Annotated in this window: 11 protein-coding genes; 7 read left to right on the forward strand and 4 right to left on the reverse strand. The window is 58.7% G+C overall.

The features are described 5' to 3' along the window. Positions 1 to 34 precede the first annotated feature (34 nt). The 3 genes from pheT (at position 35) to ACR0J2_RS14930 (ending at position 4,229) form a co-directional block, all read left to right on the forward strand. A complete protein-coding gene (gene pheT, locus ACR0J2_RS14920) occupies positions 35 to 2,431 on the forward strand; it encodes a phenylalanine--tRNA ligase subunit beta (RefSeq protein ID WP_480813056.1) in 2,397 nt (798 codons plus the stop codon). Positions 2,432 to 2,512: 81 nt separating this feature from the next. Then, on the forward strand, positions 2,513 to 2,959 hold the full coding sequence (locus ACR0J2_RS14925) for a YtoQ family protein (protein ID WP_170807368.1): 447 nt from the start codon (positions 2,513 to 2,515) through the stop codon (positions 2,957 to 2,959). A gap of 463 nt (positions 2,960 to 3,422) precedes the next feature. After that, complete coding sequence (locus ACR0J2_RS14930) at positions 3,423 to 4,229, forward strand: mechanosensitive ion channel family protein (RefSeq protein WP_480813057.1); 807 nt, start codon at positions 3,423 to 3,425, stop codon at positions 4,227 to 4,229. A 192-nt stretch (positions 4,230 to 4,421) separates the two neighbouring features. Here the strand turns inward: ACR0J2_RS14930 and ald are convergent, their stop codons facing one another. Beyond that, a complete protein-coding gene (gene ald / locus ACR0J2_RS14935) occupies positions 4,422 to 5,540 on the reverse strand; it encodes an alanine dehydrogenase (protein ID WP_480813058.1) in 1,119 nt (372 codons plus the stop codon). 137 nt (positions 5,541 to 5,677) lie between these two features. Here ald and ACR0J2_RS14940 point away from each other — a divergent pair, with 137 nt between their 5' ends. Next, on the forward strand, positions 5,678 to 6,136 hold the full coding sequence (locus tag ACR0J2_RS14940) for an Lrp/AsnC family transcriptional regulator (RefSeq protein WP_170614335.1): 459 nt from the start codon (positions 5,678 to 5,680) through the stop codon (positions 6,134 to 6,136). Between the two features lie 3 nt (positions 6,137 to 6,139). Here ACR0J2_RS14940 and ACR0J2_RS14945 read toward each other — a convergent pair whose 3' ends face one another. Then, complete coding sequence (locus ACR0J2_RS14945; RefSeq protein WP_480813059.1) at positions 6,140 to 6,979, reverse strand: CPBP family intramembrane glutamic endopeptidase; 840 nt, start codon at positions 6,977 to 6,979, stop codon at positions 6,140 to 6,142. Between the two features lie 299 nt (positions 6,980 to 7,278). Between ACR0J2_RS14945 and ppk2 the strand changes: the two genes are divergently transcribed. Beyond that, entirely contained in the window at positions 7,279 to 8,196 is a 918-nt protein-coding gene (ppk2, locus tag ACR0J2_RS14950; protein WP_170614336.1) for a polyphosphate kinase 2, read from the forward strand. 47 nt (positions 8,197 to 8,243) lie between these two features. Here ppk2 and ACR0J2_RS14955 read toward each other — a convergent pair whose 3' ends face one another. Both ACR0J2_RS14955 and rpsU read right to left on the reverse strand, forming a co-directional pair. Then, positions 8,244 to 9,395 carry a CAP domain-containing protein gene (locus tag ACR0J2_RS14955; RefSeq protein ID WP_480813060.1) on the reverse strand — a complete coding sequence of 384 codons (1,152 nt, stop codon included), beginning with the start codon at positions 9,393 to 9,395 and terminating at the stop codon, positions 8,244 to 8,246. A 310-nt stretch (positions 9,396 to 9,705) separates the two neighbouring features. Next, positions 9,706 to 9,912: a 30S ribosomal protein S21 gene (gene rpsU, locus ACR0J2_RS14960; RefSeq protein ID WP_005614280.1), complete on the reverse strand. Its 207-nt coding sequence runs from the start codon at positions 9,910 to 9,912 to the stop codon at positions 9,706 to 9,708. Between the two features lie 111 nt (positions 9,913 to 10,023). Between rpsU and ACR0J2_RS14965 the strand changes: the two genes are divergently transcribed. Next, positions 10,024 to 10,716 (forward strand): COQ9 family protein, encoded by a 693-nt coding sequence (locus ACR0J2_RS14965; protein ID WP_170815817.1) that lies wholly within the window; start codon positions 10,024 to 10,026, stop codon positions 10,714 to 10,716. Positions 10,717 to 10,771: 55 nt separating this feature from the next. Next, a complete protein-coding gene (locus tag ACR0J2_RS14970; protein ID WP_170619267.1) occupies positions 10,772 to 11,758 on the forward strand; it encodes an NAD(P)H-quinone oxidoreductase in 987 nt (328 codons plus the stop codon). Positions 11,759 to 11,780: the final 22 nt, after the last annotated feature.

The raw sequence follows: 11,780 nt of genomic DNA on the forward strand, positions 1-11,780 counted from the left end.
CCGACTGGATGTTTGCCAAAAAAGGCCCCGTGCAATGAAATTCACTCTGTCCTGGCTGAAAGACCACCTCGACACTGACGCTTCGGTTGATGAGATCGCCGAGGCGCTGACCGATCTCGGGCTAGAGGTCGAAGAGATCGTGAACCCGGCGGACCGGCTGGCGGGCTTTACGCTGGGCTATGTGAAACACGCCGAGAAACACCCCGACGCGGACAAGCTGCGCGTCTGCAAGGTGGACACCGATGAAGGCGAATTGCAGATCATCTGCGGTGCCCCGAATGCGCGTGAGGGTATCACGGTCGTTGTTTGCAAACCCGGCATGTATATCCCCGGTCTGGACCTGACGATCAGCGTGGGCAAGATCCGTGGCGTCGAAAGCTTCGGCATGATGGCGTCTGAACGCGAGCTTGAGTTGTCGGACGAACATGACGGCATCATCGAACTGCCTTCAGGCGAAGTCGGCGACAGGTTTGTTGACTGGCTGGCTGAGAATGACCCCTCGAAAGTCGATCCGATGATCGAGATTGCAATCACTCCGAACCGTCCGGACGCGCTGGGCGTCGAAGGGATTGCCCGCGATCTGGCCGCGCGTGGCATTGGCACCCTGAAACAGCGTGACTACGTGCCGGTTCCGGGAGACTACGAAAGCCCGATCAAGGTGACGATTGACGAGGACACGCTGGATGGCTGCCCGCATTTCACCGGTCGTTTGATCCGGGGTGTCAAGAACGGTCCCAGCCCTCAATGGTTGCAGGATCAGCTGAAGGCAATCGGTCTGCGCCCGATTTCGGCCTTGGTGGACATCACCAACTACATGACTTTTGACCACAACCGCCCGCTGCACGTTTTCGACGCGGACAAGGTGCAGGGCAACCTGCGCGTTCACCGCGCCAAAGGCGGCGAAAAGCTGGTGGCACTAGACGAGAAGGAATACACTATCCAGCCCGGTATGATGGTGATTTCGGATGACAAGGGCCCGGAATCGATTGCGGGCATCATGGGCGGGCAGGAAACCGGCTGCACCGAAGAGACCGTTAACGTTTTCCTCGAAAGCGCCTTTTGGGATCACGTTCAGATTGCTTTGACGGGCCGGGCGCTCAGGATCAATTCCGATGCCCGTTACCGTTTTGAACGTGGCGTCGATCCGGAATACACCCGTGAAGGGCTTGAGCATGCGACGCAGATGATCCTTGATATCTGTGGCGGTGAAGTTTCGAACGTGGTCGAGGCAGGCAAGGCGCCGAACCACGCGCGCGCCTACAAGCTGGACGCGGCGCGGGTTCGGTCCCTGGTCGGCATGGACATCCCCGAAAGCGAGCAGCGCCAGACCCTGACCCGACTGGGCTTTCGTCTGGAAGGCGAGATGGCTCATGTTCCCAGCTGGCGCCCTGATGTCATGGGTGAGGCCGATCTGGTGGAAGAAGTCGCGCGGATTGCGTCCCTGACCAAGCTGCAGGGAAAGCCATTGCCGCGGGTCACAGACGGCATTCCGAAGCCGGTGATGACCCCGGCGCAGCGGCGGCAGTCGATGGCGCGACGCACCTGTGCGGCGCTTGGGTACAACGAATGCGTCAGCTACACGTTCATCGATCAGGCCTCGGCCGCGCTGTTTGGCGGGGGCGATGATGCGACGAAGCTGGAAAATCCGATCTCGTCCGAGATGAGCCATATGCGCCCGGACCTCTTGCCGGGGCTGCTGCAGGCTGCGGCCCGCAATCAGGCGCGTGGGTACGCGGACGTGGCTTTGTTCGAGGTCGGTCCGGTTTTTCATGATGGCGAACCGGGCGATCAGAAGACCCAAATTACCGGCCTGCTGGTCGGTCGAAATGGCCCCAAGGATGTGCATGGCGCGTCGCGCCCGGTCGACGTGTTCGACGCCAAGGCGGATGCCGAAGCCGTTCTGGCCGCGATCGGCGCACCTGCCAAGGTTCAGGTTCTGCGTGACGGTGACACCTGGTGGCATCCGGGTCGTCACGGTCGGATTTGTCTGGGCCCGAAGAAGGTGCTGGGTGTATTTGGCGAACTGCACCCGCGCGTCCTGCAGGCGATGGATATCAAGGGACCGGCAATGGCCTTCACGATCTGGCCGGACGAGGTGCCTTTGCCCCGAAAATCCGGCGCCACCCGCGCGGCGCTGGAACTGCGTGACCTGCAGGCGGTCGAGCGCGATTTTGCCTTTGTTGTCGATGCCGGGGTCGAGGCCCTGACACTGGTCAATGCTGCGGCAGGTGCCGACAAGGCGCTGATTGAGGACGTGCGTGTGTTCGACGAATTTATCGGTGGAAGTGTAGGTGAAGGCAAAAAGTCCCTGGCCATTACCGTGCGACTTCAGCCGACGGACAAAACGCTGAAGGAAAAAGACATCGAAGCCGTCAGCGCCAGGATCGTTGAAAAGGTCGCCAAGGCCACGGGCGGTACGCTGCGGGGCTGATGGAGTCCGCCTCCGGCGGGAGTATTTTCAAAAAGATGAAGGGGCGGTTGCGCCCCTTTGTTGTCTGGAGAGGAGAAAGCCATGCTGAACGTTTATCTGTCCGGGGAAATCCATACGGACTGGCGTGAACAGATCATCGAAGGTGCCAAGGGGCTGAGCATCGCGTTCAACAGCCCGGTGACGGATCATGCGGCCAGTGACGATTGCGGCGTTGTTATTCTGGGCGCCGAGACAGACAAATACTGGCATGACCACAAGGGCGCGATGGTCAACGCAATCAGAACGCGCAAGGGGATCGCCGATGCGGATGTGGTCGTGGTTCGGTTTGGCGACAAATACAAGCAATGGAACGCTGCCTTTGATGCCGGTTACGCGGCGGCTTTGGGTAAATCTCTGATCGTGATGCACGGGCCAGATCATCAGCACGCGCTGAAAGAGGTGGACGCTGCCGCGCTGGCCGTGACCGAGACACCGGAACAGGTTGTCGGTGTCCTGCGCTATGTGTTGACCGGCGCGCTGCCGAAGTGATCTGCGGACCGAACGCAGGTCATTTTCCTCGGATTTACCGTCTGAATGCAGGCGCCCTTGCGAACGGCCCCGGTCCGTGCTGATTGCTGCTGACTGGCGTCTTCGGCGTGACGGGTCGGATTCCAAGCACTGGCGTCACTGGGGAAAAACATGCCGCCTTTCCCATGAAAATGATTGCGCGTTTGTGAGAATGGCGCAGTCATCCTATACGAAACCACAACACTTGGGGTTTGCCCCTGCCGGGAAAACTGGTGAATCGTGCGAAGGAACGCGCGAAAAAGGCGGAAAGAACAGACCGAAAAATCGCGGGCAGGCCAGAGCGAGCCGGATAAACGTAAGGAGACTTGCGGCATGCTGAAAAAGTGACTGCTGTTGCATCAATTGTTTGGGATCTGCGCAGATGCACAGATTTCTGTTTTAAGGATAGCGAAAACTGCGGCTTAGGGAGTGATCGGGAATGGAAATGGACCAGATTGTAGAAATGACAAACGGCTATCTGCCGGTTGCGCTGAATGCAGGCAAGGCGCTGATTGTCCTGATTTTGGGTTGGATCGCAGCGGGTGCAATCAGCGGTATGGTCCGTCGCAGGATCAACAGAACACCTCAGATCGATCCAACTTTGGGCAACTTCGCCGCCAGCATCATCAAATGGGTCATTCTCGCGATGGTTGTCGTCGCTGTACTGGGGATCTTTGGGATACAGGCGACCAGTATCGTGGCCATTCTGGGTGCCGCATCGCTGGCCATCGGCCTGGCCCTGCAGGGAACGCTGAGCGATCTGGCCGCTGGTGTCATGCTGGTCGTGTTCCGCCCCTACAAGCTGGGCCAGTATGTCGATATCGGCGGGACGGCGGGGACCGTAAAAGACCTCAATCTGTTCACGACGGAACTGGTGACGCCGGACAACGTGCAGATCATCGTTCCGAATGGCCAGTCATGGGGATCGATCATAACCAACTACTCTGCGCATGATACGCGCCGCGTCGACCTGGTGTTTGGCATTGACTATGGCGACAGCGCAGATGAGGCGATGGAAATTATTCTGGATGTGGCCAAGGCGGATGAACGTATTCACAGCGATCCGGAGCCTTGGGTGCGTGTGACCAATCTGGGTGACAGCTCAGTCGATCTGACGGCGCGCCTGTGGTGTGCGGCGGCGGATTACTGGGACGTCAGGTTCGAACTCACCAAGACGATCAAGGAAGCCTTTGACGCCAAAGGCGTATCGATCCCCTATCCGCATTCAGTGGAGATCCAGAAACAGGGCTGATGGCTCCCGCCCGTCGGGCGGGCATTGGAAATGCCCTTCTCCTGTTGGGTCCGGCGCCGCGCGAAAACGCGCGGCGCTTTTTTTTGCGGCCACGCTGGTGCTTGAGACGACAGCGCCGCGCCCGAAGGCGCGGCGCTATGCCTACCGCTGTAAAGCACCCGCATCAGCGGGCGCTTTCAACGGCGGGAGGGCTTAGGATTTAACAATAACGCTGGGAGATACGACATCGATGCCCAATGCTTTGCCGACCGCGAAATAGGTCAGCTGCCCGGCGTGAACGTTCAGACCGTTCAGCAGGTGCGGGTCATCCTGACATGCCTGTTTCCAACCCTTGTCCGCAAGTGCCAGCATGAACGGCATGGTCGCGTTGCCCAATGCAATGGTCGAGGTGCGCGCAACCGCGCCCGGCATGTTGGCCACGCAATAGTGCATGATGCCATCGACCTCGTAGATCGGTTCCGCATGGGTGGTGGCTTTCGAGGTTTCAAAGCAGCCGCCCTGGTCGATGGCCACGTCCACCAGCACCGCACCCGGCTTCATTGTGGACAATTGCGCGCGCGAGACCAGCTTGGGGGCTTCTGCACCGGGGATCAGAACGGCGCCGATCACCATGTCTGCAGTCTGGATCAGTTCGGCCGTTGCGCCAGCGGTCGAGTACTGGTTCTTGAACGTGCCGCCATAGACGTCGTCCAGATACCGCAGACGTGGCAGCGAACGGTCCAGAACGGTGACGTCCGCGCCCATGCCGGCTGCGATCTTGGCAGCGTGGGTACCAACAACACCACCGCCGATCACGACGACCTTTGCCGGGCCAACACCGGGAACACCGCCCATCAGAACTCCACGGCCACCATTGGCCTTTTGCAGCGTCCACGAGCCGACCTGAGGGGCCAGACGGCCAGCAACTTCGGACATCGGGGCCAGCAACGGCAGGCCGCCATTGGCGTCGGTCACGGTTTCGTAGGCAATGGCGGTGCAGCCGGAGTCCAGCAGGTCGCGGGTCTGATCCGGATCGGGGGCCAGGTGAAGGTAGGTGAACAGCAGCTGGCCTTCGCGCAGCATCTTGCGCTCGACCGCCTGCGGTTCCTTGACTTTCACGATCATGTCCGCCGTCGCGAACACCTCGGCCGCGGTGTCGACGATGCTGGCACCGGCAGCGGTATAGGCGTCATTGTCAAAGCCGGATCCCAGGCCGGCTCCGGTTTCGATGATGACCTCATGGCCGCGCGCGACAGCTTCCTGTGCGGCGTTGGGCGTCATGCCGACACGGAATTCCTGAGGTTTGATTTCCTTTGGGCAACCGATTTTCATTTTGGGCTCTCCATCCATAAACTGCCTAAATTATGGGCACTCACCGCCGCAATTTCTGTGAAACTTTGCCCGGAAACTGAGTTTGTTTCGGTGGATTCTTCGATATACTGTCAGAATCTTGCAAAGGATTTGCGTGAATGAGCATAGATTCGACTGATCGAAAGATTCTGGCCGCCCTGCAGCGCAATGGCAGAATGTCCAATGCCGAGCTTTCAGAGCAGGTGAATCTGTCGCCCTCTGCCTGCCACAGACGTGTACAACGGCTGGAGGTCGAAGGCTATATCCGCAACTACGTGGCGCTGCTGGATGCGCGCAAGATGAACGTTCCGACAACCGTGTTTGTCGAGATCACGTTACAGGGTCAAGCCGAAGAGGTTCTGGATGCGTTCGAGAAGGCAGTATCGCGGATACCGGATGTTCTGGAATGCCATCTTATGGCGGGTACTGCGGATTACATCCTGAAGGTCGTCGCGGAAAACACCGAGGACTTTGCCCGTATCCACCGGCAATACCTGTCACGTTTGCCCGGCGTGGCGCAGATGCAGAGTTCCTTTGCGCTGCGGACCGTGTTCAAGACCACCGCATTGCCCGTGTGATCTTCAGGCTGGGCCGGGATAGGTGAACAGGGCCAGATGCAGGGCGTTGAAGGCGAAATGCATCACAACGGGAACCCAAATTCGTCCCGTCGCGAAATAACCCAGACCACAGCCCAGCCCAAGCAGCGATGCAAACAGGACCAGAGGGACGCCACCGCCCGCGTGGGCCACGCCAAACAGAAGGCTTGCGACCGCAATTCCTGCGGCAGACCCGAACCGGGTCGCAAGGACCGTTTGCAGGTAGCCACGAAAGAAGGCCTCTTCCGCGAGGCAGGTCAGGAACAGGTTAGAAAGGGCAAAGGTCAGCCACCATTCAGGCAGGCCGACTTCCGGATGCACGGCCCCAGTCAGTAGTCCTGTTGCAAAGAGCAGCGGCAAAGTTACGACACCAAGTGCAAGAGGCACCCAGCGTACCGGAGATTTTCGGCTCAACATCGTAGGACAAGCAAGCACGACCGCGAAGAACACCAGTGGTTTGTCTAGATTCAGGTGCAATGAGAACAGCGCGCTGTCTGGACCCGCGCGGACCTGATCGAGGACCAGAAAATTATGAAACCCGGGCAGCAGATGAGCACCAAGTGCGATGCACCAGACAATCAACGCCAGATGCCCGACCAGAACCCACCGGCCCTGTAGTCGATGAAGAAACCAGGCCCCGATCAAGCCTGACACGGCAAGTCCGGTTGCCAGCGGCGACAGAAGCCCGGTCATCAGCGCGGCGACCCCGAATAGAAAAAGCAACGCAAGACCCAGCCGCAGGTGCCCGGCCAAGGTGCTTACCTGAGCGGTTATCAGGACCGTCCATGGCCAGATCATGGGCAACAGAGAAACAAAATGGTCCACAAAAGCCTCATGCGTTCAATGTCGGCATTGTTGCCGCCTGATTGCGGGAAATGGCAATATCGCTCTGGCCTGTTGGTTTCAACCTGTTGGCATTGCGTCAATTCTAACGCTTGTATCCCCGGCACCATGGGTCCACATTCAGGACAAAGACCGCACAACGGCCCTGTTTTCGTGGTCTGCACCTGTCAGGTCAGCGCCACTTGCCCGGGGATTTGGCGATGTCACCGCATTTTCGGTGACATCCGGCAGTTACACTTGCCCGGTACGGTCCAGACCCGACGAATGATAAGGAGCAGACCTTGACCTACGAAAACAACAGTACCCCCAAAGATTGGCTTGAGGCGGAACTGGAAGACACGCTGGACGAAGATTTCGAAATCGAGTTTAGCGAACCAATGCTTTCGATGGAGGTCCGCAAGATCTACAAGGATCAGCATCCCGACATGCTGGACCGCAAGGTTTATTTTCAGAACCTGCTGCGCCTGCAGGCCGAGCTGATCAAGGTGCAGGATTGGGTGGTTCACACCGGCGCCAAGGTCTGCATTCTGTTCGAAGGCCGTGACAGCGCCGGCAAAGGGGGGGTGATCAAACGCATCACTCAACGCCTGAACCCGCGCGTCGCCCGAGTTGTGGCCTTGCCCGCGCCCAGCCGCCGGGAGCAGAGCCAATGGTATTTTCAGCGATACGTTCCGCATCTGCCTGCGGCGGGCGAAATCGTGTTCTTCGACCGCTCGTGGTACAACCGGGCCGGTGTCGAACGCGTCATGGGCTTCGCCAATGAAAACCAGGTCGAGCAGTTCTTTCAGGACGTTCCCGAATTTGAACGGATGCTGGTGCGGTCGGGGATCATTCTTCTAAAATATTGGTTCTCGATCACCGATGAAGAACAGCAACTGCGATTCCTCATGCGAATTCACGACCCGATGAAACAGTGGAAACTGTCACCCATGGATCTGGAATCCCGCATCCGCTGGGAGGCGTACACCAAGGCCAAGGAGGACATGTTCTTCCGCACCAATATCCCCGAGGCACCTTGGTACATTGTGGAAGGCAATGACAAAAAGCGCGAACGTCTGAACTGTATCGAGCACCTGCTGACCAAAATCCCCTACGAGGACGTGCCGCAGGACAAGGTCAATCTGCCCGACCGCCGATATAATCCCGAATACGAACGGCGCATCCTGCCGGATGAGCTTTACGTTCCCAAGATCTATTGATGACGTTGTGCGAGGCTGGTTGTCCAGCCTCGCACCGGAACGCCGGATCAGGCTGCGTCCATCATGCAGTCCACGTTGAAGATATTGAACATCATGAAGTCACAGCCGTCTTCGGCGACCGTGCCGGAATCAGCAGGGTCTTCCATGTGTTCGCTGTCTTCACCCGTCACAAGATCGAAGTCATCCATGTCACCGGTTTCGTCGCCTGCGGTTTCGGTGCCATCCCAATCGAACTGATCGAACTGGGCCTGCAGGTTTTCCAGGAATGAAGCGATCTCATCCAGAAAGGCCTGTACGTCAAAACAATCGGACTCCGGTTCGCCTGAATCGGTCACTTCGAAATCGGGCGTTTCGGTTTCCGGATTTTCCGTCTCGGTATCATCCGCGTCAGTTGTTTCGGTCTCCGGCTCTTCGGTCTCGGTATCATCCGCGTCAGTTGTTTCGGTCTCCGGCTCTTCGGTCTCGGTATCATCCGCGTCAGTTGTTTCGGTCTCCGGTTCCTCAGTCTCGGTTTCATCCGTGTCCGTTGTTTCGGTCCCCGGATCTTCCGTTTCGGTATCTTCGGTGTCGGTTGTTTCGGTCTCCGGATTTTCCGTTTCCGTCACGTCTGTGTCGGTCGTTTCGCCATCCGGCTCCTCGGGTTCAGTTACATCCGTGCCCGTCGTCTCGGTATCCGTTTCCTCCGGGTCGGGTGTTTCCTCGACCGGTGTGACCGGCGTGGCGGGTGCCGAGGGTTCTCCGGTGTCCGGCAGAACAGCGGCATCGGTTGCGGCAAAGTTCTGGGTGACCATGACCGCGTCAAAACCCTGCATGTCCCCGGTTTCAATGCCAATACCGATATACTCGAATTCAGGGTTCAGGATATTGGCGCGGTGGCCCGGGCTGTTCATCAGACCCTGATGTAGCTGGGCAACATCGTCGCTGATGCCTGGGGCGCCCCGTTCGGATTGCCAGGCGATGTTTTCGCCGGTGCGCCAGCTGCCTTCCAGGTCGAACCCGGCATTTTCCATCCGCTGAGTCGCGCTCGATCCGCCCGATCCGGTGTGGCTGAAGGTATCCGTGTTCAGCATCCAGCTGCTGTGGTTTTCCGACGAGTCGTTCAACTGGGTTTCAAGTTTCAGCTGGTTCAGCCCGCGGGATGTGCGCTCCTGATTGATCAGCGCCAGCATTTCGCGTTCGAACGTGTTTGCAGTCGACATTGTTGCCTCCGTTTATGGTTGAGTCCTTGCGGACGACGCCACTTAGAGGTGCAAGGCGCGACAGCGATAGAGACTGTCGAAAGATCGGCGGTTTACGGCGACGCAGCGCTTTCCGGGCAGGATTCGCTGCGCTGCAAAATGCCGGGCAAAATGCTGCTGATGGGAAAATGGCAGCTTGTCGCGCGGTCTGTCCCACGGGTCGGCGGAATGTAACCGGCAAACGGGCGATGCCCCCTGAAAACGACAAACCCCCGGGCAGGGCCTCGGGGGTCGTCAAATAGTGTCATCCAAAGCTGGACGAGCAAGGTGCTTAGAGCAAACCTTCGCGCTGTGCTTTCTTACGTGCCAGTTTACGGGCACGGCGGATCGCTTCAGCTTTCTCGCGCGCTTTTTTCTCGGACGGTTTCTCGAAATGTTGCTTCAGCTTCATTTCACGGAACACGCCTTCGCGCTGCAGCTTTTTCTTCAGGGCCCGAAGCGCCTGATCGACGTTATTGTCGCGAACACTAACCTGCATGTGGTTGTCACCACCTTTCTAGATAGAGTTGCAAGGAAATTGCAGGAGTTGGCCGTATAGCAAAGCCGTTATATCTTGTCTAGTACTGGCTCTGAGAACCGGAGAACCGCTATGACCACCACTTATGAAGATGCAAAGCAACAGCTTTTGGACGCGATGCTGACCCACGTTCCGTTTGACGGCTGGTCCGAGGTGGGCTTTCGCGCGGCTATTGCGGACTGTGACATGGATGAAGGTCTGGCACGTGCGATCTGTCCGCGTGGCGCGGTCGATCTGGCGCTGGCTTTCCATGCACGCGGCGATGCAGTCATGGTCGAACGTCTGAAATCCGAAGATCTGGGTGATCTGAAATTCCGCGATCGGGTCGCTGCCGCTGTGCGCTTTCGGTTGCAGGCCGTCGAGGATAAGGAATTGGTCCGCAAGGGTATGACCCTTTTTGCGCTGCCCCTTCATGCGGCAGACGGGGCCAAGGCACTGTGGCAGACCTGCGACCTGATCTGGGATACGCTTGGCGACACTTCCGATGATGTGAACTGGTACACCAAGCGCGCCACCCTGTCGGGAGTGTATTCTTCGACCCTGCTGTTCTGGCTGGGTGATGAGTCCCCCGCGCATCAGAAGACATGGGAGTTTCTGGACCGGCGCATCGACAATGTCATGCAGTTCGAGAAGCTCAAGGCACAGGTGAACGACAATCCACTGTTCAAGCCGTTCCTTGCGGTTCCGAACTGGCTGGCCGGGCAGGTGAAGCCGCCGATGAAAATGCGGACCGATCTGCCCGGGATGCTGAATCCGCGCAAGTAAGCGTCTGGGCCTTCCAGAAATTGCCTGCTAGGCATTGGGCAAAGGAGATTTGCCCATGACCCAGACGATGCGCGCCGTTGAAATATCCGAACCTGGCGGCCCGGATGTTCTGCGATTGACCGAACGCCCGATTCCGAAACCGGCCAATGGTCAGGTAATCCTGAAGGTCGCCTATGCCGGGGTGAACCGCCCCGACGCGCTGCAGCGCGCAGGTGCATATGATCCCCCTCCGGGCGCCAGTGATCTGCCGGGCCTGGAAGCTTCCGGCGAAGTGGTTTCCATCGGATCAGGGGTTGAAGGGCTGTCACTCGGCGATCAGGTCTGCGCGCTTCTGCCAGGCGGTGGTTACGCCGAATATGTCGCCACGCCCGCCGCCCATTGTCTGCCTGTGCCAAATGGTATGGGCATGAAAGAAGCCGCATGCCTGCCCGAAACCTTCTTCACCGTCTGGTCCAACGTCTTCACGCGCGGCGGGCTGAAAGCCGGTGAGCGGTTTTTGGTCCATGGCGGATCCAGCGGAATTGGCACAACGGCGATCCAGTTGGCCAATGCCTTTGGCGCACGGGTCTTTGCAACAGCCGGATCTGCCGAGAAATGCGAAGCCTGTGTCCGGCTAGGAGCAGAAAAGGCGATCAACTACCGGGACGAAGATTTCGTGGCGGCGATGCGGGTCGAAGGCGGGGCGAATCTGATCCTCGATATGGTGGGGGGCGATTACATCCCGCGCAACGTCAAGGCGTTGGCCGAGGATGGACGTCTGGTGCAGATCGCGTTCCTGCAGGGTCCGAAGGTCGAGTTGAACTTTGCCATGATGATGGTGAAACGCCTGACCCTGACCGGAAGCACCCTGCGCCCGCAAAGCGATCTGGCCAAGGCAAAGATCGCGCAGGACTTGCGCGAGGCGGTCTGGCCGCTTCTGGATGCCGGAAAGATCTCACCTGTGATGGACAGCGAGTTTGCCTTGGCCGAAGCGGCGGCAGCGCATGCGCGCATGGAAAGCTCGGGCCATATCGGCAAGATCGTTCTGAACGTCGCAGGCTAAGGGAACAGCGCGCGGGGGTGCC

Source organism: Ruegeria sp. CG4 (assembly GCF_056537185.1).

Bases quoted from the DNA above. Each gene is read 5' to 3' on its own strand.
- pheT (WP_480813056.1), top strand. From the start codon at position 35: ATGAAATTCACTCTGTCCTGGCTGAAAGACCACCTCGACACTGACGCT.
- ACR0J2_RS14925 (WP_170807368.1), top strand. From the start codon at position 2,513: ATGCTGAACGTTTATCTGTCCGGGGAAATCCATACGGACTGGCGTGAA.
- ACR0J2_RS14930 (WP_480813057.1), top strand. From the start codon at position 3,423: ATGGACCAGATTGTAGAAATGACAAACGGCTATCTGCCGGTTGCGCTG.
- ald (WP_480813058.1), bottom strand. From the start codon at position 5,540: ATGAAAATCGGTTGCCCAAAGGAAATCAAACCTCAGGAATTCCGTGTC.
- ACR0J2_RS14940 (WP_170614335.1), top strand. From the start codon at position 5,678: ATGAGCATAGATTCGACTGATCGAAAGATTCTGGCCGCCCTGCAGCGC.
- ACR0J2_RS14955 (WP_480813060.1), bottom strand. From the start codon at position 9,395: ATGTCGACTGCAAACACGTTCGAACGCGAAATGCTGGCGCTGATCAAT.
- rpsU (WP_005614280.1), bottom strand. From the start codon at position 9,912: ATGCAGGTTAGTGTTCGCGACAATAACGTCGATCAGGCGCTTCGGGCC.
- ACR0J2_RS14965 (WP_170815817.1), top strand. From the start codon at position 10,024: ATGACCACCACTTATGAAGATGCAAAGCAACAGCTTTTGGACGCGATG.
- ACR0J2_RS14970 (WP_170619267.1), top strand. From the start codon at position 10,772: ATGACCCAGACGATGCGCGCCGTTGAAATATCCGAACCTGGCGGCCCG.